The sequence below is a fragment of the Octadecabacter sp. R77987 genome, assembly GCF_042466115.1.
In the GTDB taxonomy this organism is placed as follows: domain Bacteria; phylum Pseudomonadota; class Alphaproteobacteria; order Rhodobacterales; family Rhodobacteraceae; genus SW4.
Map to the genome: position 1 here is coordinate 20,734 of NZ_JAXHBQ010000001.1, position 21,822 is coordinate 42,555.

The window sequence follows — 21,822 nt, forward strand, 5'->3', positions numbered from 1 at the left end:
TTACGAAAGCCACGCGGCGAGTGCGGCGTTGGGCAACAGCGCGCATGCTGCAAATGCAAGCGAAATGACCGCAAACACCGGCACAGCCACGCGTTTCACGGGGCGGCTTGCGCAAACCGCCAGAACCACCGTCGCGCCACCATTGGACAGGATGCCAACCAGCACGATTCCCCATGGGAAAACACCCTGCGCCGCTTGCCAGACCCCGCTGGCATAGGCGACTGCAAGTGCAAGCATGGCCACCCCGTAAAGCCGCAAGATCAGTGCCGTATTGCCGCTTAGCCCCAGCCGCGCGGCAAGCCGCGCCTGCGGCAACAGCAAGAACGGCCCCGCAAGGAACACAACAGTGATGAAAATCTTGATGAGAAGAACCGCGCTGATTGTATTCATATGCTGAAACCTTATATTGAACCCAGCACGTGATAAGGAGGCTGAAACCGAATGTCAAACCCAGATGGAGCGGACTCCATTCGTCGCACGGCACCTGTCCCGCTTGACCAATGCGGTGCGGCACTTGCCAGTGAAATCCTGTCGGACCGCTGGACGCTGCTGATCCTGCGCGAGGCGCTTTACGGCGTGAAACGCTATGACGACATACGCGCGGATACGGGCATCCCGCGGTCGGTTCTGACGGATCGGTTGAAACGGTTGGTGGGGGCAGGGATATTGCTTCGCGAACCCTACCGCGAGGCGGGCGCGCGCACCCGCTATGCCTATGGCTTGACGCCCAAGGGCGCCGAACTGGGGCTGACCATACTGGCGCTGATGCAATGGGGCGACAGGCATATCAAAGGGGGCAAGTCCGCCTTGCGCGTGCAGCATCGCACCACGGGCCGACCGTTGAAGGTGGCATTGGTTGAGGCAAACACCGACAGCTTGGGAATTGACGCCGTCACCTTGGTGCCCACCGATGCACCGCGTGCCCTTGAAGCCCCCCACAGGGACCACTAAGACTCTCGTAACCATTCTGGCGTAACGACAAGACACCCCTAATCGAGGCAGCCCCTATGCAAGATCCCGTCGAAACCTACATGAACCTTGTTCCCATGGTCGTCGAACAGACCAGCCGTGGCGAACGCGCCTATGATATTTTCTCGCGTTTGCTGAAGGAACGGATCGTTTTCGTGAATGGCCCGATCCATGACGGCATGTCACAGCTTGTGGTCGCGCAGCTGCTGCACCTTGAAGCGGAAAACCCGAAAAAAGAAATCAGCATGTATATCAACAGCCCCGGTGGCGCGGTCCATTCGGGGATGAGCATTTACGACACCATGCAATACATCCGCCCCAAGGTCAGCACGCTGATTTGCGGCATGGCCGCTTCGATGGGGTCGGTGATTGCTGTTGGCGGCGAAAAGGGCATGCGGTTTTCCCTGCCCAACTCGGAAATCATGGTGCACCAGCCGTCGGGCGGCGCGCAGGGCATGGCCTCGGATATCCTGATCCGCGCCAACCACATCGAGCGCACCCGCGAGCAGATGTATAAGCTCTATATCAAGCACACGGGCCAAACCATGAAGGCGGTGCAAAAAGCACTTGATCGCGACAGCTGGATGACCCCGCAAGAAGCCAAAGACTGGGGCCATATCGACGAAATCGTCGAAAACCGCACCAAAGCTGACGATAGCGAGAGCTAGGCATTCGCGCCGCTTTTGGCGTTGTGGACCACGGCGGGCTGTTTTACTGTCACAGGTAAGCGGCCCGTTTTTACAGATTGCGGCACATTCTAAAGGCCAAGCGCCAAGGGGTTTAACAATGGCGAATACGTCAGGCACGGACAGCAAAAACACGCTTTACTGCAGCTTTTGCGGCAAAAGCCAGCACGAGGTTCGCAAACTGATCGCGGGGCCGACCGTTTTCATTTGTGATGAATGTGTCGAACTGTGCATGGATATCATCCGTGAAGAAACAAAATCTTCCAGCCTCAAGGCGACGGATGGCGTGCCGACCCCGCTTGAAATTTGCAATGTGCTGGACGACTACGTGATCGGGCAGGCGCATGCGAAACGTGTTCTCGCCGTGGCGGTGCACAACCACTACAAACGCCTGAACCACGCCGGAAAATCCGACATCGAACTGGCGAAATCCAACATCATGCTGATTGGCCCCACGGGCTGCGGCAAGACCTTGCTGGCGCAAACTCTGGCGCGGATTCTGGATGTGCCGTTCACAATGGCTGACGCAACCACCCTGACCGAAGCCGGATATGTGGGTGAAGACGTTGAAAACATCATTCTGAAACTGTTGCAGGCGTCCGAATACAACGTCGAACGTGCGCAGCGCGGCATCGTCTATATCGACGAGGTCGACAAGATCACCCGCAAGTCCGACAATCCTTCGATCACCCGCGATGTAAGCGGCGAAGGCGTGCAGCAGGCCTTGCTGAAGATCATGGAAGGCACGGTTGCCTCCGTGCCGCCCCAGGGCGGGCGCAAGCACCCACAGCAGGAATTCCTGCAGGTGGATACGACCAATATCCTGTTCGTCTGTGGCGGCGCCTTTGCGGGCCTCGACAAGATCATTTCCGCACGCGGCAAAGGCTCGGCGATGGGCTTTGGCGCGGATGTGCGCGATGTGGATGATCGCGGCGTGGGCGAGGTGTTCACCGATCTGGAGCCCGAAGATCTGTTGAAATTCGGGTTAATCCCGGAATTTGTCGGCCGCTTGCCCGTGATCGCGACCCTGACCGATCTGGACGAAGACGCGCTTGTCACCATCCTGACCCAGCCGAAAAACGCGCTAGTGAAGCAATATCAGCGCCTTTTCGAACTGGAAGACACCAAGCTGACCTTCACCGATGACGCGCTGATTGCCATCGCCAAACGGGCGATTGAACGCAAGACCGGCGCGCGGGGCCTGCGCTCGATCATGGAAGATATCCTGCTCGATACCATGTTCGACCTGCCCGGCATGGACAGCGTCACCGAAGTGGTTGTCAACGAAGAGGCCGTCGGCCCTGACGCATCGCCGCTGATGATCCACGACGAAGGCAAGACCAAGGAAGCGGCAACCGCTGGCTGATGACGATCCGGCGCATCCCATCGGGCGGCGAATACGAAGGCCGGATCGGCTATTGCCGCGCCGTTGTGGCTGGCGACTGGGTGCATGTGGCCGGCACCTGCGGCAGGGGTGACACTGTGGTGGATCAATGCCGCGATGCCCTGCGGATCATCGAAACGGCGCTGACGGATGCAGGCGCCAGTTTTGCGGATGTGGTCCGCGTGACCTACATGCTGCCCGATCGCGATACCTTTGAACCTTGCTGGCCGCTATTGCGCGCCGCGTTCGGTGACAACCCGCCAGCGGCGACCATGATCGAATGCAATCTGATCACACCCCGGGATCTGATCGAAATCGAAGTGACAGCCTACCGGCCACGGCCCCGCGACACGGCTGGACCTTCCGCGTAGAATCCGGCATTACATGGCCAACCTTATCGGAGCATGACCATGGGCGTTCTTAACTTTATCAAGCGCATCTTTACGTGGTGGGACGGGCAGACGCTTGGCACCCAGCTGTGGACATGGCGCAAGGGCGTCAAGGTTGGTCAGGATGACGCGGGTAATATCTATTACAAGACCCGCGATGGCAGCCGCCGCTGGGTGATTTTCAACGGCGAGGTCGAAGGCAGCCGCATCAGCCCCGAATGGCATGGTTGGCTGCACAAGACATGGGATGAACCGCCCTCGGACAAACCCCTGCCGCACAAGGCATGGGAAAAGCCCCATATCGCCAATATGACAGGCACCGATGCCGCCTATGCGCCCGCAGGTTCCCTGCGCCGCGCCGCGCCCAAGGACCGGGCCGATTACGAAGCGTGGCAGCCCGAATAGGGGAACGACATGCGCGAAAACACAACAGAAGTAGTCGTTGGCGGCGTCGTTCTGGCGCTGGCGCTGGGGTTCCTGACCTATGCTGCGCAGGCCACCGGCTTTTCGCGCAGCGGTGATGGGTATGATCTGCGCGCCAACTTCCGCTCGGCCGAAGGCGTATCCGTGGGCACCGATGTGCGCCTTGCAGGCGTGAAAATCGGAACCGTCACGGCCATGACCCTCAACACCGACACCTACCGCGCCGAAACCGTGTTTACCTTGCAAGACGGCATTCTGGTGCCTGACGACTCGGCCGCTGTTGTGGCGTCCGAAGGGTTGTTGGGCGGCACTTTCGTTGAAATCGCCCCCGGCGGATCGTTTGATTTCTTTGCCGAGGGCGCGCTGATCGAAGACACGCAAGGGGCTGTCAGCCTGATCTCGCTGTTGATGAAATTCGTATCCGGGAGCGAGGAATGATCCGCCCCCTTGCGCTGGTCATGGCGCTGTTTGCGATGCCTGTCGCAGCCCAGCAGGCCACCAACGCCGATGGTGGCGAAATCCGCATTCTGGACAAGACCACGGGTGTTGTCAGTGACTTGGCCTTGCTTGCGGGCGAAACCAAACGCCTTGGCCTGCTGGAAATCACGATGGAAGAATGCCGCTTTCCGTCTGGCAACCCGTCAGGTGATGCCTATGTCTTGCTGACCATTTTCTATCGTGGCCTGCCTGATCCGGCGTTTCGTGGCTGGATGATTGCCTCGGCTCCGGCAATCAACGCGATGGACCATCCGCGCTATGATGTCTGGGCGTTGCGCTGCAATACGTCCTGAGGTGGCGGCACCGCTGGCCCCAAGAAATCCGCTTGCAAGTCAATCGCTTGGGCCAATTGGGCGTGATACTGCGCGCGCGGAATTTCCACCGCGCCAAGGCTGGTCAGATGCGGTGTGGTGAACTGTGTGTCAAACAGCGTGAACCCAGCCCGCAGCAGCCGATCCACCAGATAGGCCAGTGCGATTTTTGAGCCGTTAACGCGGCGCGAAAACATGCTTTCGCCAAAGAACCCCGCGCCGATCACCAGACCAAAGACCCCGCCGATCAACGCGCCGTCCATGTCGCGCACCTCTAGCGAATGGGCATGTCCCATGGCGTGCAACTGGTCATAAAGGCCCAGCAATTCGCGGTTGATCCATGTGGTGGGGCGGTCGGCGCAGGCGGCAACCACACCGGAAAAATCGGCGTCCACGCTGACCGTATAATCCGCGCGCCGGATCGCACGCGCAAGCGAGCGTGAAATATGGAAGCCGTCCAGCGGAAACACCCCGCGCTGGCGTGGATCGACCCAGAACACTTCGGTGTCGTCCTGGTGTTCTGCCATGGGAAAAATCCCATTTGCATAGGCGTTGAGCAGCAGCGCAGGGGTCATCATATGCGCGCTGCCACGGCGTCAGGCTTGTAGGTTTTCGTCAAGCCAGTGTTCAAGCCAGTGAATGTTGTAATCGCCCGACAGAACCGCAGGTTCCTGCAAAAGCGCGTGAAACAACGGCACCGTGGTATCCACACCATCAACGATCAATTCGCCCAATGCGCGCGCCAGTCGGGCCAAAGCTTCGGGGCGGTCGCGGCCATGGACTATCAGCTTGCCGATCAGGCTGTCGTAATAGGGCGGGATCGAATAGCCGTCATAAAGCGCGCTGTCCATCCGCACGCCAAGGCCACCGGGGGCGTGAAACTGCGTGATCTTGCCCGGACAGGGCGAAAAATTCGGCAGTTTTTCGGCGTTGATCCGCACCTCGATGGCATGTCCGTCAATCACCAGATCATCCTGCCCGAATGACATGGGCAGACCAGCAGCCACACGGATTTGTTCGCGCACAAGGTCCTGGCGGAAAATGGCCTCGGTGACGGGGTGTTCAACCTGCAAGCGGGTGTTCATCTCGATGAAATAGAACTCGCCGTTTTCATACAGGAATTCGATCGTGCCGGCGCCGATATAGTTGATCTTGGCGACAGCGTCGGCGCAAACCTTGCCGATCCGTGCGCGTTCCTCGGCGGTGATCGACGGGCCGGGGGCTTCCTCGAATACCTTTTGGTGGCGGCGTTGCAGCGAACAATCGCGTTCACCCAGGTGCACAGCCTTGCCTTTGCCATCGCCGAACACCTGAATTTCGATGTGGCGCGGCGTGGTCAGATATTTCTCGATATAGACTTCGTCGTTGCCGAAATTCGATTTGCCCTCGGCGCGGGCCGTCTGAAAGGCCGATTTCATGTCCTTGGCGGTCTGGGCCACTTTCATGCCCTTGCCACCTCCACCTGCCGTCGCCTTGATGATGACAGGGTAACCGATGTCCTTGCCGATCTTTTCGGCCTCTTCCAGCGATGCAACACCGCCGTCCGAGCCGGGAACACACGGCACACCCAGTGCCTTCATCGTGTCCTTGGCGGTGATCTTGTCGCCCATGGTGCGGATGTGATCGGCGGTGGGGCCGATGAATGTCAGGTCATGATCCTGCACGATCTGCACGAAATTGGCGTTTTCCGACAAAAAGCCATAGCCGGGATGGATCGCCTGCGCGCCGGTGATTTCACAGGCGGAAATGATGGCCGGTATCGACAGGTATGACTGCGTGGACGTGGGCGGGCCGATGCAGACCGATTCATCGGCCATGCGCACATGCATCGCATCGCTGTCAGCGGTGGAGTGCACCGCGACCGATTGGATGCCCATTTCGCGGCAGGCACGAATGACACGCAGCGCGATTTCGCCACGGTTTGCGATCAGGATTTTGTCGAACATCACGCCGGCCTATTCGATGATCATCAAAGGCGCGCCAAATTCGACGGGGGCGCCGTCTTCGACCATGATACGCTTGACCGTGCCGGATTTGGGCGCGGGGATGTGGTTCATGGTTTTCATCGCTTCGATGATCATCAGCGTGTCGCCTTCGCTGACGGACTGTCCAACCGTGACAAAGGGCGCAGCGCCCGGTTCGCCTGCCATGTAGCAGGTGCCGACCATGGGCGATGTGACGGCACCGGGGTGGCTGGCGGGGTCTTCGGCGGGGGCGGCGGTGGCGGGCGACGGGGCAGCGGCGGTCGCGGCCGGCGCAGGGGCGGAAGCGGCGACCTGTGTAACAACCTGCTGCGGTTGCTGGCGGCTGACCCGCACATTCAGACTGTCGTTTTCACCATAGTTGCGTTTGACCTGCAATTCGGTCAAATCATTGGCGCGCAGCAGTTCTGCAAGCGCTTCGATAAAGCTGACATCTGCGTCATGCGTCGTCTTTTTGGTCATGAAATTCCCCGGCCTGTTGCCCGATTGATCCTTTGGCGCAGGCCGGATGGCCAGCGCGTGTGGACGGGTTATACGCCAAGCGCGTGCATGTGGAAAGCACCCGCGACGGGGAAAATGACCCAAAGGCAGGTCAGGCGCGGTCGTCTGACCTGTCAGCCGCTGCATCAGCGGTCGTTTGTGTAATCGCCTCGTCGGTTCTTGACTGCGGCAGGATTGTTACGCCGTAGGGTTTCAGCACCCGTTCGACCGGCTGGACCGAAACGGCCCGCGCACCGGTTTCAGGTGCCATCATGGATTGGCTGACGGCAGCGCGTTGCCCGTTGTCCGGCGGGATCGGCAGGGCGATTTCAGGGCGCGGGTCGCTGCGTGTGGCAGCGGCATCAGCCACGGCGCGCTGGTCCGGCACATGGCGCGGCGCGGCTGGCGCCGCCGGCTGGGTTACAGATTGAAGTTCCATTTCGGGCCTCGTTATGAAGCCCCCACCAAATCCTAGTCTTGCCCTGAAATCCTTGCCAATGGGTTAATATCCGCAGGTTTCGCAGGTCATGGTTAACGGCGAAAGGCCCGCGCGGCGGGCCTTTCTGTCGTCAGGGCGCTATGATCAGCGCTTGTTCATGCGGTTTTCGATCAGGTCATCCACCACGGACGGATCAGCCAAAGTCGATGTATCGCCCAGTGTCGCGAAGTCATCCTCGGCGATCTTGCGCAGGATCCGGCGCATGATCTTGCCCGACCGGGTTTTTGGCAGGCCGGGGGCCCATTGGATCAGGTCGGGTTTGGCAATCGGGCCAATTTCCGTGCGCACCCAGACTTCAAGTTCCTTGCGCAATTCGTCGCTGGGTTCCTGATCGTTCATCAGGGTCACATAGGCATAGATGCCTTGGCCCTTGATGTCGTGCGGATAGCCGACAACGGCCGCTTCGGCGACCTTGGCGTGGGCGACCAGCGCGCTTTCGACTTCGGCGGTGCCCATGCGGTGGCCGGACACGTTGATCACATCGTCAACGCGGCCAGTAATCCAGTAATCGCCATCTTCGTCGCGCCGACACCCGTCACCGGAAAAGTAGTAGCCTTTGTAATCCCCGAAATAGGTTTTCTGGAAGCGTTCGTGATCGCCCCAGATGGTGCGCATCTGGCCAGGCCAGCTGTCTTTGATGCACAGCACACCTTCGACGCCATTGCCGGTGATTTCCTCGCCGGTTTGCGGATCAAGCACCACAGGCTGCACGCCAAAGAACGGCTGCTGCGCGGCCCCCGGTTTCAGATCGGTCGCACCGGGCAGGGGGGTCAGCATGTGACCACCCGTTTCGGTCTGCCAGAAGGTATCGACGATCGGGCAATTTCCCTTGCCCACGACCTCGTTATACCAGTTCCAGGCTTCGGGGTTGATTGGTTCGCCGACCGACCCAAGCAAGCGCAGTGATGACAGGTCATGCTTTTCGACCCAGTCCTTGCCAGCGCCCATCAGGGCGCGAATGGCGGTGGGGGCGGTGTAGAACTGGTTGACGCGGTGCTTGGCGCAGACCTCCCAGAAGCGGCCCGCATCGGGGTAGGTCGGCACGCCTTCGAACATGATCGTGGTGGCACCATTGGCCAGCGGTCCATAGATGATATAGCTGTGGCCCGTGACCCAGCCCACATCGGCGGTGCACCAGAAGATGTCACCCTCGTGGTAATCGAATGTGTATTGATGGGTCATCGCCGCATAGGTCAGATAACCGCCCGATGTGTGCACGACACCCTTGGGCTGGCCGGTCGACCCGGACGTATAAAGGATGAACAGCGGGTCTTCGGCGTTCATTTCGGCGGGTTTGCAATAGTCATCCGCTTCAAGCAGCATCTCGTTATAGTCGTAATCGCGGTCCTGCACCCACGTGGTCTGCCCACCTGTGCGTTTCACGACCAGACATTTCACGCTGTCCTTGCAGTGCAGCAAGGCGGCATCGGTGTTGGATTTCAGAGGGGTTGAGCGGCCACCGCGCGGCGCATGGTCAGCGGTGATCACGACCTTGGCGTCGCAGCCGTTGATGCGGGCACCAAGCGCGTCGGGGCTAAAGCCAGCAAAGACGATGGAATGCACCGCACCGATCCGCGCGCAGGCCAGCATCGCATAGGCCGCTTCGGGGATCATCGGCAGATACAGAACCACACGGTCGCCTTTGCGCACGCCCATGGTTTCCAGAATGTTGGCCATGCGGCACACGCGGTTTTGCAACTGGCGATAGGTGATATGCATCGCCTCGTCAGCGGGATCGTCGGGTTCCCAGATGATCGCAACCTGATCGGCGCGCGTTTCCAGATGCCGGTCCACGCAGTTTGCGGATACGTTCAGGGTGCCATCAGCGAACCAGTTGATATCGACCTTGCCAAATTCAAACGTGGTGTCCTTGACCTTGGTGTAGGGCTTGATCCAGTCGATCCGCTTGCCGTGTTCGCCCCAGAATGCATCAGGGTCCGCGATCGAGGCGGCATACATCGTTTGGTAGGTCTCTGCGTTGATATGGGCGCGGGCGACGGTTTTGGCGGACGGTGGATAGGTCTTGCTGGTCATGACTGTCCCTTACGTTCTGGTCAGTGTCATTTCGGGTTTGGTGTGGCCCGCGCAGCTGTCGCGCGCGGGCAGGGCGCATCGCTTAGATGGCCAGATACTGCGCGCGCAGCTTGTCGTCTTCAAGAACCTCTTTCGCGGACCCGTCATAGACGACCGACCCGATATCGAGGATCACCGCACGGTCGGCCAGTTTCAGGGCCGCCACGGCGTTTTGTTCGACGATCACCGTGGTGATGCCCTGATCGCGGATGATGCCCAGTGTCTTGGCAATTTCCTGCACGATCACCGGCGCAAGGCCTTCGTAGGGTTCGTCCAAAAGCAGCACCTTGATGTCGCGACACAGGGCGCGGGCGATCGCCAGCATCTGCTGTTCGCCACCCGACAGGGTCACGCCTTCCTGCTTGCGGCGTTCCTTGAGGCGCGGAAACAGGTCATAGACCCGTTCCAGCGACCAGCCCTTTGGCGGTGCGATCTGCGCAAGTTGCAGGTTTTCCTCGACGGTGAGGCCGGCAATGATCCGGCGGTCTTCTGGCACCAGCGCGATCCCGGCCGCAGAGGCCTGATGGGACTTCATTTCGTGCAAAGGCTGGTGATCGAGCCAGATTTCGCCATGGGTAAGCGCCGGATCGTCAAGGCGGGCAATGGTGCGCAGGGTCGATGTCTTGCCCGCGCCATTGCGGCCCAGAAGTGCCAGGATTTCGCCCTCGTGAATGTTGAAGCTCACGCCCTGAACGATATAGCTTTCACCATAATAGGCCTTGATATCCCAAACCGACAGAAAGGCTGGGTGGGTGGCTGCATTGTTGGCGTGAATGTTGAATTCCGTTTTTTCGGTGCTGCGCGTTTCGGTTGTCATGGCTGTGCTCCTTAAACCTGCGCTTCACCAAGATACGCTTCGCGCACCTTTGGATGGCCTTTGATGTTTTCAGGTGTTTCTTCGACCAGCGGCGTGCCTTGGGCCAGCACCGTGATCCGTTCGGCCAGTGAAAACACAACATGCATGTCGTGTTCGATGATGGCCATGGTGATGTCGCGGGTGTCCTGAATCTCCTTCAGAAGGTCGATGGTATTGTTTGTATCGGCCCGCGCCATACCGGCTGTGGGTTCGTCCAGAAGCAGCAGCCGCGGTTCCTGCACAAGGCACATCGCCATTTCAAGGCGGCGCTTGTCACCGCGCGACATGGAACCGGCGTGCATCTGGCGCTTGTCCAGCAGCTTGACTTCTTCAAGCATCGTTTCCGCCCGTTCGATCACTTCCTTGTCGCCAAGTGCGGCGCCAAAGGCGTGCAGGGCAAATGATCCGTCACGTTTGGCAAAACAGGGGATCATCATGTTTTCAAGCACCGACAGATCGGTGAAAATCTCGGGTGTCTGGAACACCCGCGAAATGCCCATCTGGCAAATCTCGTGCGGTTTGCGCCCCAGCACCGATTGCCCGTCAAACATCACCGACCCGCTATCGGGGATCAGTTTGCCAACCAGAACGTTCAGCAGGGTGGATTTACCGGCCCCGTTCGGGCCGATAATCGCGTGCACGGTGTTTTCCTGAATGCTCAGGTTCACGTCACCCAAGGCCTGCAGACCACCGAAGCGCTTGTTGACGCCTTTGACTTCAAGAATACCCATTGGTTTCTTTCCTTTCTATTCGGCGGGCGTGGTGTCGGCTTCTGCCTTGACCCCGTCCTTGGATTTGCGGCGGAAGATTTTGGCGATCTTCTGACCACCTTCGACCAGACCACCAGGCAGGAAGATCACGACCAGCATGAACAACATGCCAAGCGTCAGGTGCCAGCCTTTGCCGATGAACGGATAGACAAGCGTCACCATCAAATCCTCAAGCCCGTCGGGCAGGAAGGCAAACCATTCGTGCAGGATGTCCTTGTTGATCTTCGAGACGATGTTTTCCATGTATTTGATAAGACCCGCACCCAGCACCGGCCCCATCAGGGTGCCCGCGCCGCCAAGGATCGACATGATCACGACTTCGCCGGACGCGGTCCAGAACATGCGTTCGGGGCCAACTTGTGTATCCATTGCAACCATCAGACCACCGGCAAGTCCGGCATACATGCCTGAAATCACAAAGGCCGTCAGCGTATAGCGCTTTGGCATCAGGCCGGTGTAGTTCATCCGTTGCTGGTTGGATTTCACCGCCCGCAGCATGATGCCAAACGGGCTGCGGAAAATGCGGATCGCAAGATAGAAGGCGATCAACAGGAAGAACGCGGCGATATAGTAGCCAAGGTTGAACGTGAACAACCAGCTGCCGATGGAAAGCTCGTATGAACTGCCCATTTCGGCACCAAACAGGTTTGCACGCCCGATACTTCCGTCCGTCGTCGCACCAAACAGGGGGGTGTCGGTGTTTTTGATCTGCAGGCCGGTTTCACCACCTGTCAGGTTGATCCCCAGCATCCGGCCAAACAGGTCGGAATAGGCGACGGCAAACATCATCTGCGCAATCGCAAGCGTCAGGATCGAAAAGTAGATCCCCGAACGCCGCAGTGCCACATAGCCGATCAAGAGCGAGAAAAGCCCGGCGATAATAATAGCGAACACGATGCCGGGAAGCACATTGAAAGTCAGCAGCTTCATCGACCAGATCGCCGCGTATGACCCGACACCCAGAAAGGCCGCGTGTCCAAAGCTCAGGTAGCCGGTCAGGCCGAACAGGATGTTGAACCCGATCGCGAATATCCCGAAGATCACGAAACGCTGCATCAGGTCGGGATAGCCCGCGTTGAACTGCGCCAGTGCCGACCCTTCGGGGAAGGGGTTGAGGATGAAGGGCGCCAACATGACCAGCGCGAAGACGATCAGCATCAAGGTGCCGTCTTTTTTGGTAAGTCCGAGCATGGTTTAGTCCTCCATCACGCCCTTGCGGCCCATAAGGCCCCGAGGACGGGTCAACAGAATAATGATTGCGACAAGGTAGATGATGATCTGGTTGATGCCGGGCAACAGGTCCACCACAGCGGTCATCGAGGCAAAGCTTTCCAGAATGCCAAGCAGGAAGCCCGCAGCGACAGCGCCGGGCAGCGAGCCCATGCCGCCAACAACCACCACCACAAAGCTCAGGACCAGAAAGTCCATGCCCATGTGATAGTTCGGGGCGACGATCGGGGCATACATCACCCCGGCAACACCGGCCACAGCCGCCGCAAGGCCGAACATGAAGGTAAAGCGCTTGTCGATGTCGATACCCAGTAGGCCAACCGTCTCGCGGTCGGCCATGCCCGCGCGCACGACCATCCCGAATGTGGTATAGCGCAGGAAGGCAAACACACCGGCAATGATCAGTGCCGAAAAGAAGAAATAGACCAGCCGCCAGTAGGGATACATGATCGTCAGCGGATCAAACCCAAGCATGACGCCAAAATCCAATGAACCCGTAAAGGCAGCAGGGGCAGGGGTCTGGATCGGGTTGGCACCAAAGAAATACTTGATCACCTCCTGCAACACGATGGCCAGACCAAAGGTCACAAGGATCTGATCGGCGTGCGGGCGGTGGTAGAAGTGCTTGATCAACCCGCGTTCCATGATGAAGCCGACGGCGATCATCACCGGAATGGCGAACACGATGGCCAGGGGCACGGCCCAGTCCATGATTGCCGCCCCCGTTTCCATGCCGAACCAGTCCTGCACGTAGAAGACATCCACTTGCAGCGGGTTGCCAAGGAAGTCGGTGCGCGTTTCGTCAATGACCTTGTGCGAGGCCGACAGAATACGCGACAGGATAACAGCACAGAACGAGCCAAGCATGAACAACGCCCCGTGGGCAAAGTTCACAACACCAAGGGTGCCGAAAATAAGGGTCAGGCCGAGGGCGATCAGCGCATAGGCCGACCCCTTGTCGAGACCATTAAGAATTTGAACGATAAACTGGTCCATAGAACTGTGCCTCTGGTCAGGGAAATTCAGGATGATAGGGGCGAACAGGATGACGGGCGCACCGGTGGCGCGCCCGTCAACGGCTGATTAGGCGCCGTCGTTACATTCGCCAAGCGTGGCTTCTGCGCCACCCATCTGTGGGTGGTCAGGTGCGTAAGTGACCTGATCAACCGGCGTAACTTCGACGATTTCCACGAGATCGAATTCGTTCTCGGGGTTTTCCTTGCCACGCACAACCAGAACGTCTTTGAAGCACTGGTGATCGTCGCCACGGTAAAGTGTCGGGCCGTTGCCCAGACCGTCGAATTCGAAGTCCTTGAGCGCTTCGCCGACCGCACATGGTGCGAACGAACCGGCACGAGTGACCGCATCCGCATAAAGCAGCGTCTGCACGTAGCATGTGTGCGCGGCCTGGCTTGGCGGGAAGCCATATTTTTCGCCGAACGAGCGCACGAATGCGTTCGTGCCGCTGTATTTGTCGCCAAGCTGGTCTTCGAGTTTCCAATCCCAGTTCTGCGAACCAAGAATGCCCTTGATGTTGGGGCCCGCACCGCGTGCCATCAGCTCGGAGTAGAGCGGCACGACGATTTCAAAGTTCTTGCCGTTGGCCATCGCGTCACGCAGACCGAACTGCACTGCGTTGGTCAGCGAGTTGACCATGTTCCCGCCGTAGTGGTTCAGAACCAGAACGTCGGCACCGGAGTTCAGAACAGGTGCGATATAGGACGAGAAGTCGGTTTGTGTCAGCGGCGTCTTGACCGAGTTCACAGTTTCCCAACCCATGGCTTCGGTCGAGGCGCGGATCGCTTCCTCGGTGGTGTAGCCCCAGTTGTAGTCGGCGGTCAGGTGGTATGCCTTGCGGTCGGCGCCATACTGGTTTGCAAGAACGGGCGCGAGCGCGGCACCGGTCATGTAAGAGTTGAAGAAGTGACGGAAACCGTTGGCCTTGCGGTCCTTGCCGGTCGTGTCATTCGAGTGCGTGAGGCCAGCCATGAAGATGATGCCGGCTTCCTGGCACAGGGCCTGAACGGCAACAGCCACACCGGATGACGAGCCGCCGGTGATCATCACCGCGCCGTCTTTTTCGATCATGGAGCGTGCCGATGCACGTGCCGCATCGGATTTGGTCTGGGTGTCACCGGTGACGAATTTGACTTCTTTGCCAAGGATACCCGTGCCGTCCAGCGCCTTGGACGAGAACGTGTTCAGCATACCACCGTCGCCGCCACCGTTCAGGTGTTCGACAGCAAGCTCGTAGGCGCGCAGTTCGTCGGCGCCCTCATCGGCATATGGGCCGGACTGCGGCACGTTGAAGCCAAGCGTGACATCGCTGCCCGTCGGTTCATTTGTATGTGCAGACACGGACGAAGCCGTAAAGATCGTCGGCACGGCAAGGCCGGCACCGGCTACGGCGCTGGTTTTCAGCAGGCCGCGACGTGTGAAGTTACTCTTGGACATTTAATCCTCCCAATTTCTTGAAACGCGACGGGCCTCCTCGCCCAGTGTCGCACGCACTTTACAATGCACGTCCATTATCGGGTAAGGACCGTAAATTTCGCAACAAGTGCTTTTGGGATAACAATATTTTTGTAAAGACTTACACATAAAACTATTCTAGATTGTAAATCAGTTTTCTTGCAGATGCAGAAACCAACTGGAATCGTTAGCGGAATCTTGATGCCCCAGGGTCAACTCACCGGAACGCGGATCAGGGACAGGCGCATGGATCAGGGGATCCGGCAGGCCGATCTGGCGCGTGCGGCGGGCATATCGCCATCCTACCTGAACCTGATCGAACATAACCGCCGCAGAATCGGCGGCAAACTGGTCAATGATATCAGCCGCGTCCTGGGGATTGATCCGGCCTTGCTGACCGAAGGGGTCGAAAGCGGCGTGCTGGACGGGTTGCGCGGGGCGGCCGCCGATCAGCCCGCAAGCGGTGCTGAACTGGCCCGCGCCGAGGAATTTGCCGGCCGCTTTCCCGGGTGGGCGTCCCTGCTGGCCGCGCAGCACGGCCAGCTTGGCGCGCTGAAATCCCGCATCGAGACTCTGACCGACCGGCTGACCCACGACCCCCAGCTTGCCACTTCGTTGCATGACGTGATCACCGCCGTTACCGCGATCCGCGCGACATCCTCCATTCTGGCGGACACCGATGACATTGACCCCGACTGGCAGCGCCGCTTTCACCGCAACTTGTTCGAGGACAGCCAGCGTCTGACCGAAAGCAGCCGCGATCTTGTGGCCTATCTGGACCTGTCGGGCGCGGACGCGGATGCGGTGCGTTCGCCGCAGGAACAGCTTGAACTCTGGCTTGAAGGGCAGGGCCATCACATCGTCGCCCTTGAAGGCGGCGATGACACGGCGATTGATGCGCTGGTGCAGGGGCGCGATCCGGCCACGGCGTTCCTGATGCGCGACCACCTGACGCGCTACGCCGCTGATGCGCGCGCAATGCCGCTTGACGGGTTCGTGCAATCCGCGCGCGCCTGCGCCTATGACCCGGCGCAGATCGTGCAGCAAACCGGCGCGTCATTGCCGCAAGTCCTGCGCCGCTTGGCGACACTGCCCCCGGACAGCGATCATCCGCCAATGGGCCTGGTGATCCTTGATGGCGCAGGGGTTGTGCGCCTGATCAAACCCGTGACGGGCTTTGCCTTTGCACGCGCGGCGGCCTGTCCGATGTGGCCTGTGTTTCAATCCCTTGCGCAGATCGGCCAGCCGATCCGCCAGACCGTTGATCTGCCCCGCCCCGAAGGTCTGCGGTTTCAATGCTACGCCATCGCGCACCACATCCGCCCGCCCGATTTTGACAGTCCGCCCGTGACCGAGGCGGTGATGCTGGTTTGCCCGCCGCCCGAACACCGCACAGCGGGAACGCCCGCAGGCACCAGTTGCCGGATCTGCCCGCGCGAAAACTGCGCGGCGCGGCGGGCGCCCTCGATTCTATCCGAGGTTGGCGCGCCCCTTTGACTATCGCCGCCAATCGGGCAATAGTTTGCCTGTGCGCGGGGTGGGCGCTGATCTTGGGAGGGATCAATGGCTGGCAAGCAGGTTCTGCTGATCGAGGACGAGCCCAATATCATCGAGGCGATCCGGTTCATCCTGTCGCGCGATGGCTGGGATGTGGCAACCCATTCCGATGGCACGACCGCGCTGGACAAGGTTCACAGCGTTGCGCCCGATCTGATCATTCTTGACGTGATGTTACCGGGGCGCAGCGGCTATGACATCCTGCGCGACCTGCGCGATGGTGAAGGCACACGTGCGCTGCCGGTCATGATGCTGACCGCGCGCGGCCAGAACAAAGACCGTGAGCTGGCCGAACGTCTGGGTGTAACGCACTTCATGACCAAACCCTTTTCTAACGCCGAGGTGCTGGAGAACGTCCGCGCCCTTGCCGGCTGATGGCGCGCGTCACCAAACCGCCCGTTTTTCTGGCCCGCGCCAGTTATCGCCAGCGCCGCCTGCGCGACGCCGCGCGCCTGTTGCCCGTTGTGGCCGGCGTGCTGATGATGCTGCCGTTGTTGTGGCCCCGCGCTGACGGAAGCGGGCAGCCCACATCTGTCGTGTTGATCTATCTTTTTGTCCTTTGGGTCGTTGTCATCGGTTTGGCGCTGTTGCTGTCGCGCCTGATCGACCCGGATCATGAACCCGGTGCCACGAATGTCGAGGATCTCAGGTGATTTCCTTTAACCTGCTGATTTTCGTCGCACTTTGTTATGTGGCGATGCTGTTTACAGTTGCCTTTGTCGCGGAACGTCACGCGGCGCGCGGGCGCGACAACTGGTTGCGCTCGCCTCTGATATATACGCTTTCGCTGTCGATCTATTGCACGGGGTGGACGTTTTACGGCGCGGTCGGTTATGCGGCGCGGTCCGGCCTTGAGTATCTGACGATCTATCTGGGGCCGACATTGGTGATGATCGGCTGGTGGTGGATCGTGCGCAAACTTGTGCGTATCGGGCGGGCGCAGCGGATTACCTCGATCGCCGATCTGATCTCGTCCCGCTTTGGCAAATCCACCTCGTTGGGCGTGATCGTGACCGTGATCGCCGTGGTCGGCACCACGCCCTATATCGCCCTGCAACTGCAATCGGTGACCCAATCGTTCGCCGTATTCGCGCAAGGAAGCGGGCAGGCCTGGGTGCCCGAGGATCTGAACGCGGCCGCGATCTGGGTTGCCGCAGGGCTGGTCATCTTTACGATCCTGTTCGGCACCCGCAACCTTGATGTCAACGAACGCCACCACGGTGTCGTCATGGCCATCGCCGTGGAGGCGGTGGTCAAGCTGTGCGCTTTGATGGCCGTGGGCATTTTCGTGGTCTGGGGGGTTGCGGGCGGCCCAAGCGCGACCCTTGATCTGATTGATCAATCCGCGATTTCCGAATGGCAGCCCGTGGGCGGGCGCTGGTTCGGGCTGACGTTCCTGTCTGCCGCCGCCTTTTTGTGCCTGCCGCGCATGTTTCAGGTGCTTGTGGTTGAAAACGCTGACGAAAAGCACCTTGCGACCGCCAGTTGGGCCTTTCCCGGCTACCTGATGCTGATGAGCCTGTTTGTCGTTCCGATCGCCGTTGTCGGGCTGAACCTGATGCCGGCGGGGTCAAACCCCGACCTGTTCGTGCTGACATTGCCGCTGTCGCAGGGGCAAAACGGTCTGGCGGTGCTGTCCTTCCTTGGTGGCTTTTCCTCGGCGACCTCGATGGTGATCGTGGCGACGATTGCGCTGGCGACGATGGTGTCCAACCATATCGTTGTGCCGCTTTGGCTGTCCTCGACGGCGCGCGGCGCGACCGTGTCGGGCGATGTGCGCTATGTGGTCTTGCTGGCGCGGCGCATGTCTATCGCGGGCGTGCTGGCCTTGGGATATGGGTATTTTCGCCTGTCGGGTGGGGGCACGGCGCTGGCAGCGATCGGATTGATTTCATTCGCGGGCGTGGCACAGGTCTTGCCTGTTCTGCTGGGCGGGATTTTCTGGCGCGGGGCTACCCGTGCAGGGGCTGTTGCGGGGCTGACTACCGGTTTCGCGGTCTGGGGCTGGACGCTGTTCTTGCCCAGCTTTGGCGATGGCGGGATCATGACTCAATCCATCATGGCGCAGGGCCCGCTCGGGATCGGCTGGCTGCGCCCGCAGGCCCTGTTTGGCGTGGACGGGATCGACCCGCTGCTGCATGCGCTGGTCTGGTCGATGCTGCTGAATGTGGTCGTGTTTTTCACGGTGTCCATTTTCACCTTTCCAACGCCGATCGAACGGCTGCAAGGGGCGCAGTTTGTCAATGTCTTTGCCCATTCCACATCGCGGCGTGGCTTTACCCAAAGCGCGGCCGGCGCCGAGGACCTGTTGATCATGGCGCAGCGCATCATCGGGTCGGGGCAGGCGCAGGCCTTGTTTGCAACAGCGGCGCAAGGTCAGGGCAAGGACGGCTATCTGCCTGATGTCACACCCGAATTTCTTGAGAACCTTGAAAGGGAATTGGCCGGATCGGTGGGGGCAGCCACGGCCCATGCGATGGTCGGGCAACTGACCCAGGGCGCAAACGTTTCGGTGCAGGACCTGATCGCCGTGGCCGATGAGGCGGCGCAGATCCTTGAATACTCCAACCAGCTCGAGGCGAAATCCGCCGAACAGGACCGCACCGCACGCGCCCTGCGCGATGCCAATGAAAAGCTGACCGCCCTGTCGATTCAAAAAGATGCCTTTCTGTCCCAGATCAGCCATGAATTGCGCACGCCCATGACCTCGATCCGGTCGTTCTCCGAAATCTTGCGGGATGGCGAAATGGGCGCGGATGATCAGGCCCGCTATGCCGGTATTATCCATGACGAGGCCCTGCGCCTGACCCGACTTCTGGATGACCTGCTTGACCTGAGCGTGCTGGAAAACGGGCAGGTTCAACTGAATACAAGCACCGGAAACCTTCATGTGCTGCTGAACCGTGCCATTTCCGCCGCAGGCGGAGACGCGAGTGATCTGCGGATTCATCGCCGCGTCGCCAATGAACACCTGACCCTTAGCACCGACCTTGATCGCCTCACGCAGGTGTTTATCAACCTGATCGCCAATGCGCAGAAATACTGTGATGCGGATGTGCCGGAACTCCGTATCAGGGTGCGGCAGGTAGACGGTGCGCATGTCGTTGATTTCACAGACAATGGCAGCGGTATTGCCCTGGAAAACCAGGCGCTGATCTTCGAGAAATTCTCGCGTCTCACGGATGCGGGCAAGGCGGGCGGCGCTGGTCTGGGGCTGGCCATTTGCCGCGAGGTGATGGAACGTCTGGGCGGGGCGATTTCCTATCTGCCGGGGCAGGGCGGCGCGGCGTTTCGTGTGACCTTGCCCGTGACTGTCAGCCGTTAGGGTCTTGGTAAGCCCTTTGGGGCTAAAGTGATCTTGTAAATCAAACGGGTGCAGGATCAGGCCGGAAATGCCCGAAACCGATGAACATTCAGTGTTGCGGCGCAAACTGCGTCAAGGTGAACCGGTGGCGGCCCCCGCGGCTGACATGTCGCCGGGGCGCGCACTGCGTCTGGCAATTTCGCGCGCCGCAGATCGCACGGTTGGCCTGCGCCTGACGGTGCTTGGCCAGTCGGACGAGGTGATGACACTGGACGGTGTCATTGACGAAATGAACGCCGATCACATGCTGATATCCGTCATGTCGGGCGATGATTTGCTGGGGCTGCTGGCAATTGATCCCGAATTGCGCGCCTGCCTGATCGAAATGCAAACCATGGGCAACCTGTCACCCGTGGCCGCCGAACCGCGCAAGGTCACATCGGCCGATGCCGCTTTGGCGGCACCCGTTGCCGATGCTTTTCTGGCGATGCTGAACGAAACGGCGGTGGGGACGCAGCTGGCAGGTTGGGCGGCTGCAACGCAGGTTGGTCCGCCGCTGGAATGCCCGCGCGCGGCGGGGCTTGTGCTGCCCGATGGTGCCTATCGGCTTGTGCGGCTTTCGCTGGATTTTGGCATTGGCGAACGACAGGGCGAACTGTGTCTGGCCCTGCCCGAACACCGCAACCCCCGTGCTGCGCCAAAGGATGAACAGGCCAGCGCCGGTTGGCGCAACAGCTTTCATGAGCAGGTGTTGGGGGCGCAGGCCAATGTGAACGCGGTGTTGCACAAGATGCGGATGCCCATGGCGCAGGTCGAAAACCTGACGCTGGGGCAGGTTATTCCGCTATCGGGCACGCGGGTCACATCGGTGAAACTTGTCGGGCCGGACGGGCAGGTCATCACCACGGCGCGGCTTGGGAAAATGGCGGGTCAACGGGCGGTGCGGGTGGAAACAGGCAACGCGGATGCGCTTGATGCGGTTGATCAGCCGGATACTCGGCTGGCCGTGACTGACACGCCGGAAGTTTCAACGCCTTCAGACCTGCCGGACTCGGTTCAGGACTTGGAAAGCGCCGCGAGTTGAGGGCGCATGCCACCCAGATCATAGCCTGCGTTGGCGGTGGCGCTCAGGATGTCATCGGCTGTCATGTGGCCGGCCTGACCCAGCGACCAGACGATCGAACAGCGTGTGCCTGACGCGCAATAGGCCAGCACCGGCCCCTTTGCGACATCCATCGCCGCGCGCTGTGCTGCGACGATGTCGCCGTTCAGCGTTTGGTGCGTGACCGGGATCACCACGAATTCAAGGCCTGCCGCCTGCGCCGCCGCCCCCACGGCATCGGCCTGCAGGGCGGGGGGCACTTCGCTGTCGGGGCGATTGCAGATGATGGTGGTGAATCCCGCCGCCGCAATCGCCGCCACATCTTCGGGGGCAATCTGGGGGGACACGGCATAGGTCGGGCTGAGGGGGCGAATATCCATGGCGCTGTCATAATCCAGCCGCGCGGACAGGTCCAGAACCCTTGACAGCCGCACAGCAAAGGGCAAACATGGCAAGATTGAAATATGATGCCGGACCGCATAGATGGTTGGAATGACTGCGATGACCACACCCCAAGTCGATATGGCCGCGTTGGACGCCGCCGCCGGTGAAGCCGCTGATGTGCTCAAGGCCTTGTCCAACCCGCAACGGCTGCGCCTGCTGTGCGCGCTGTTGCCGGGTGAACGCTGCGTGGGCGATCTTGAAGACGCGCTGGGCGCAAGCCAGTCCTATGTCTCGGGCCAACTTGCCCGCCTGCGCGCCGAAGGGTTTGTAGCCTGCGACCGCGACGGGCGCACGATCCGCTACCGCCTTGCCGACCCGCGCATCGGCCCGATCCTTGAACGCCTTTACGAGGTGTTTTGCCCGGATGTCGCGCCGGTTTAACCTCCAAACTGG

The 21,822-nt window shown here is 60.1% G+C and carries 25 protein-coding genes; 13 read left to right on the forward strand and 12 right to left on the reverse strand.

Annotation, left to right across the window (positions count from 1 at the left end):
* Positions 1-390, reverse strand: a complete 390-nt coding sequence (locus SJY21_RS00080; protein ID WP_377504429.1) for a hypothetical protein — start codon at positions 388-390, stop codon at positions 1-3.
* 51 nt (positions 391-441) lie between these two features.
* On the opposite strand from SJY21_RS00080, the gene SJY21_RS00085 reads away from it, so the two are divergent.
* From SJY21_RS00085 to SJY21_RS00115, 7 genes are all read left to right on the forward strand, one after another.
* Entirely contained in the window at positions 442-951 is a 510-nt protein-coding gene (locus SJY21_RS00085) for a winged helix-turn-helix transcriptional regulator (protein WP_377504432.1), read from the forward strand.
* Between the two features lie 56 nt (positions 952-1,007).
* Complete coding sequence (locus SJY21_RS00090; protein ID WP_377504435.1) at positions 1,008-1,637, forward strand: ATP-dependent Clp protease proteolytic subunit; 630 nt, start codon at positions 1,008-1,010, stop codon at positions 1,635-1,637.
* A gap of 118 nt (positions 1,638-1,755) precedes the next feature.
* A complete protein-coding gene (gene clpX, locus SJY21_RS00095; RefSeq protein WP_377504437.1) occupies positions 1,756-3,021 on the forward strand; it encodes an ATP-dependent Clp protease ATP-binding subunit ClpX in 1,266 nt (421 codons plus the stop codon).
* Complete coding sequence (locus SJY21_RS00100) at positions 3,021-3,410, forward strand: RidA family protein (protein WP_377504439.1); 390 nt, start codon at positions 3,021-3,023, stop codon at positions 3,408-3,410. Before clpX ends, SJY21_RS00100 begins: the two co-directional genes overlap by 1 nt.
* Positions 3,411-3,449: 39 nt before the next feature.
* Positions 3,450-3,833 carry an NADH:ubiquinone oxidoreductase subunit NDUFA12 gene (locus SJY21_RS00105; RefSeq protein WP_377504441.1) on the forward strand — a complete coding sequence of 128 codons (384 nt, stop codon included), beginning with the start codon at positions 3,450-3,452 and terminating at the stop codon, positions 3,831-3,833.
* A gap of 9 nt (positions 3,834-3,842) precedes the next feature.
* Positions 3,843-4,289, forward strand: coding sequence for an outer membrane lipid asymmetry maintenance protein MlaD (mlaD, locus tag SJY21_RS00110; RefSeq protein ID WP_377504443.1), 447 nt, complete (start codon positions 3,843-3,845; stop codon positions 4,287-4,289).
* The gene (locus SJY21_RS00115) at positions 4,286-4,642 is read left to right on the forward strand and encodes a DUF2155 domain-containing protein (RefSeq protein ID WP_377504446.1); all 357 of its coding nucleotides are present in this window, start codon (positions 4,286-4,288) and stop codon (positions 4,640-4,642) included. Before mlaD ends, SJY21_RS00115 begins: the two co-directional genes overlap by 4 nt.
* On the opposite strand, the gene aat is transcribed toward SJY21_RS00115, so the two are convergent.
* The 10 genes from aat to SJY21_RS00165 form a co-directional block, all read right to left on the reverse strand.
* Positions 4,606-5,238 carry a leucyl/phenylalanyl-tRNA--protein transferase gene (gene aat / locus SJY21_RS00120; RefSeq protein ID WP_377504449.1) on the reverse strand — a complete coding sequence of 211 codons (633 nt, stop codon included), beginning with the start codon at positions 5,236-5,238 and terminating at the stop codon, positions 4,606-4,608. The two genes, SJY21_RS00115 and aat, sit on opposite strands and share 37 nt — an antisense overlap.
* A gap of 18 nt (positions 5,239-5,256) precedes the next feature.
* The gene (gene accC / locus SJY21_RS00125; RefSeq protein ID WP_377504452.1) at positions 5,257-6,606 is read right to left on the reverse strand and encodes an acetyl-CoA carboxylase biotin carboxylase subunit; all 1,350 of its coding nucleotides are present in this window, start codon (positions 6,604-6,606) and stop codon (positions 5,257-5,259) included.
* Positions 6,607-6,615: 9 nt separating this feature from the next.
* Positions 6,616-7,104, reverse strand: coding sequence for an acetyl-CoA carboxylase biotin carboxyl carrier protein (accB, locus tag SJY21_RS00130; protein ID WP_377504454.1), 489 nt, complete (start codon positions 7,102-7,104; stop codon positions 6,616-6,618).
* Between the two features lie 130 nt (positions 7,105-7,234).
* On the reverse strand, positions 7,235-7,561 hold the full coding sequence (locus tag SJY21_RS00135) for a hypothetical protein (protein WP_377504457.1): 327 nt from the start codon (positions 7,559-7,561) through the stop codon (positions 7,235-7,237).
* Between the two features lie 144 nt (positions 7,562-7,705).
* Entirely contained in the window at positions 7,706-9,655 is a 1,950-nt protein-coding gene (gene acs / locus SJY21_RS00140; RefSeq protein ID WP_377504459.1) for an acetate--CoA ligase, read from the reverse strand.
* Between the two features lie 82 nt (positions 9,656-9,737).
* On the reverse strand, positions 9,738-10,511 hold the full coding sequence (locus SJY21_RS00145; protein WP_377504462.1) for an ABC transporter ATP-binding protein: 774 nt from the start codon (positions 10,509-10,511) through the stop codon (positions 9,738-9,740).
* 11 nt (positions 10,512-10,522) lie between these two features.
* A complete protein-coding gene (locus SJY21_RS00150) occupies positions 10,523-11,281 on the reverse strand; it encodes an ABC transporter ATP-binding protein (protein WP_377504465.1) in 759 nt (252 codons plus the stop codon).
* Between the two features lie 15 nt (positions 11,282-11,296).
* Complete coding sequence (locus SJY21_RS00155) at positions 11,297-12,511, reverse strand: branched-chain amino acid ABC transporter permease (RefSeq protein WP_377504468.1); 1,215 nt, start codon at positions 12,509-12,511, stop codon at positions 11,297-11,299.
* 3 nt (positions 12,512-12,514) lie between these two features.
* A complete protein-coding gene (locus SJY21_RS00160; protein WP_377504471.1) occupies positions 12,515-13,546 on the reverse strand; it encodes a branched-chain amino acid ABC transporter permease in 1,032 nt (343 codons plus the stop codon).
* An 87-nt stretch (positions 13,547-13,633) separates the two neighbouring features.
* Positions 13,634-15,004 (reverse strand): substrate-binding protein, encoded by a 1,371-nt coding sequence (locus SJY21_RS00165; protein WP_377504474.1) that lies wholly within the window; start codon positions 15,002-15,004, stop codon positions 13,634-13,636.
* A gap of 219 nt (positions 15,005-15,223) precedes the next feature.
* Here SJY21_RS00165 and SJY21_RS00170 point away from each other — a divergent pair, with 219 nt between their 5' ends.
* The 5 genes from SJY21_RS00170 (at position 15,224) to SJY21_RS00190 (ending at position 20,967) form a co-directional block, all read left to right on the forward strand.
* Positions 15,224-16,519, forward strand: coding sequence for a short-chain fatty acyl-CoA regulator family protein (locus tag SJY21_RS00170; protein WP_377504476.1), 1,296 nt, complete (start codon positions 15,224-15,226; stop codon positions 16,517-16,519).
* A 66-nt stretch (positions 16,520-16,585) separates the two neighbouring features.
* Positions 16,586-16,954, forward strand: a complete 369-nt coding sequence (locus SJY21_RS00175) for a response regulator transcription factor (protein ID WP_377504479.1) — start codon at positions 16,586-16,588, stop codon at positions 16,952-16,954.
* Positions 16,954-17,232 (forward strand): hypothetical protein, encoded by a 279-nt coding sequence (locus tag SJY21_RS00180; protein WP_377504482.1) that lies wholly within the window; start codon positions 16,954-16,956, stop codon positions 17,230-17,232. Before SJY21_RS00175 ends, SJY21_RS00180 begins: the two co-directional genes overlap by 1 nt.
* Positions 17,229-19,904 carry an ATP-binding protein gene (locus tag SJY21_RS00185; protein WP_377504485.1) on the forward strand — a complete coding sequence of 892 codons (2,676 nt, stop codon included), beginning with the start codon at positions 17,229-17,231 and terminating at the stop codon, positions 19,902-19,904. Before SJY21_RS00180 ends, SJY21_RS00185 begins: the two co-directional genes overlap by 4 nt.
* Before the next feature lie 67 nt (positions 19,905-19,971).
* Positions 19,972-20,967 (forward strand): FliM/FliN family flagellar motor switch protein, encoded by a 996-nt coding sequence (locus SJY21_RS00190; protein WP_377504488.1) that lies wholly within the window; start codon positions 19,972-19,974, stop codon positions 20,965-20,967.
* On the opposite strand, the gene SJY21_RS00195 is transcribed toward SJY21_RS00190, so the two are convergent.
* A complete protein-coding gene (locus SJY21_RS00195; protein ID WP_377513078.1) occupies positions 20,940-21,365 on the reverse strand; it encodes a TIGR01244 family sulfur transferase in 426 nt (141 codons plus the stop codon). The genes SJY21_RS00190 and SJY21_RS00195 overlap by 28 nt on opposite strands.
* Before the next feature lie 112 nt (positions 21,366-21,477).
* Here SJY21_RS00195 and SJY21_RS00200 point away from each other — a divergent pair, with 112 nt between their 5' ends.
* Positions 21,478-21,810, forward strand: coding sequence for an ArsR/SmtB family transcription factor (locus tag SJY21_RS00200; protein WP_377504491.1), 333 nt, complete (start codon positions 21,478-21,480; stop codon positions 21,808-21,810).
* Positions 21,811-21,822: the final 12 nt, after the last annotated feature.

Bases quoted from the DNA above. Each gene is read 5' to 3' on its own strand.
- SJY21_RS00080 (WP_377504429.1), bottom strand. From the start codon at position 390: ATGAATACAATCAGCGCGGTTCTTCTCATCAAGATTTTCATCACTGTT.
- SJY21_RS00085 (WP_377504432.1), top strand. From the start codon at position 442: ATGTCAAACCCAGATGGAGCGGACTCCATTCGTCGCACGGCACCTGTC.
- SJY21_RS00090 (WP_377504435.1), top strand. From the start codon at position 1,008: ATGCAAGATCCCGTCGAAACCTACATGAACCTTGTTCCCATGGTCGTC.
- clpX (WP_377504437.1), top strand. From the start codon at position 1,756: ATGGCGAATACGTCAGGCACGGACAGCAAAAACACGCTTTACTGCAGC.
- SJY21_RS00100 (WP_377504439.1), top strand. From the start codon at position 3,021: ATGACGATCCGGCGCATCCCATCGGGCGGCGAATACGAAGGCCGGATC.
- SJY21_RS00105 (WP_377504441.1), top strand. From the start codon at position 3,450: ATGGGCGTTCTTAACTTTATCAAGCGCATCTTTACGTGGTGGGACGGG.
- mlaD (WP_377504443.1), top strand. From the start codon at position 3,843: ATGCGCGAAAACACAACAGAAGTAGTCGTTGGCGGCGTCGTTCTGGCG.
- SJY21_RS00115 (WP_377504446.1), top strand. From the start codon at position 4,286: ATGATCCGCCCCCTTGCGCTGGTCATGGCGCTGTTTGCGATGCCTGTC.
- aat (WP_377504449.1), bottom strand. From the start codon at position 5,238: ATGATGACCCCTGCGCTGCTGCTCAACGCCTATGCAAATGGGATTTTT.
- accC (WP_377504452.1), bottom strand. From the start codon at position 6,606: ATGTTCGACAAAATCCTGATCGCAAACCGTGGCGAAATCGCGCTGCGT.
- accB (WP_377504454.1), bottom strand. From the start codon at position 7,104: ATGACCAAAAAGACGACGCATGACGCAGATGTCAGCTTTATCGAAGCG.
- SJY21_RS00135 (WP_377504457.1), bottom strand. From the start codon at position 7,561: ATGGAACTTCAATCTGTAACCCAGCCGGCGGCGCCAGCCGCGCCGCGC.
- acs (WP_377504459.1), bottom strand. From the start codon at position 9,655: ATGACCAGCAAGACCTATCCACCGTCCGCCAAAACCGTCGCCCGCGCC.
- SJY21_RS00145 (WP_377504462.1), bottom strand. From the start codon at position 10,511: ATGACAACCGAAACGCGCAGCACCGAAAAAACGGAATTCAACATTCAC.
- SJY21_RS00150 (WP_377504465.1), bottom strand. From the start codon at position 11,281: ATGGGTATTCTTGAAGTCAAAGGCGTCAACAAGCGCTTCGGTGGTCTG.
- SJY21_RS00155 (WP_377504468.1), bottom strand. From the start codon at position 12,511: ATGCTCGGACTTACCAAAAAAGACGGCACCTTGATGCTGATCGTCTTC.
- SJY21_RS00160 (WP_377504471.1), bottom strand. From the start codon at position 13,546: ATGGACCAGTTTATCGTTCAAATTCTTAATGGTCTCGACAAGGGGTCG.
- SJY21_RS00165 (WP_377504474.1), bottom strand. From the start codon at position 15,004: ATGTCCAAGAGTAACTTCACACGTCGCGGCCTGCTGAAAACCAGCGCC.
- SJY21_RS00170 (WP_377504476.1), top strand. From the start codon at position 15,224: ATGCCCCAGGGTCAACTCACCGGAACGCGGATCAGGGACAGGCGCATG.
- SJY21_RS00175 (WP_377504479.1), top strand. From the start codon at position 16,586: ATGGCTGGCAAGCAGGTTCTGCTGATCGAGGACGAGCCCAATATCATC.
- SJY21_RS00180 (WP_377504482.1), top strand. From the start codon at position 16,954: ATGGCGCGCGTCACCAAACCGCCCGTTTTTCTGGCCCGCGCCAGTTAT.
- SJY21_RS00190 (WP_377504488.1), top strand. From the start codon at position 19,972: ATGCCCGAAACCGATGAACATTCAGTGTTGCGGCGCAAACTGCGTCAA.
- SJY21_RS00195 (WP_377513078.1), bottom strand. From the start codon at position 21,365: ATGGATATTCGCCCCCTCAGCCCGACCTATGCCGTGTCCCCCCAGATT.
- SJY21_RS00200 (WP_377504491.1), top strand. From the start codon at position 21,478: ATGACTGCGATGACCACACCCCAAGTCGATATGGCCGCGTTGGACGCC.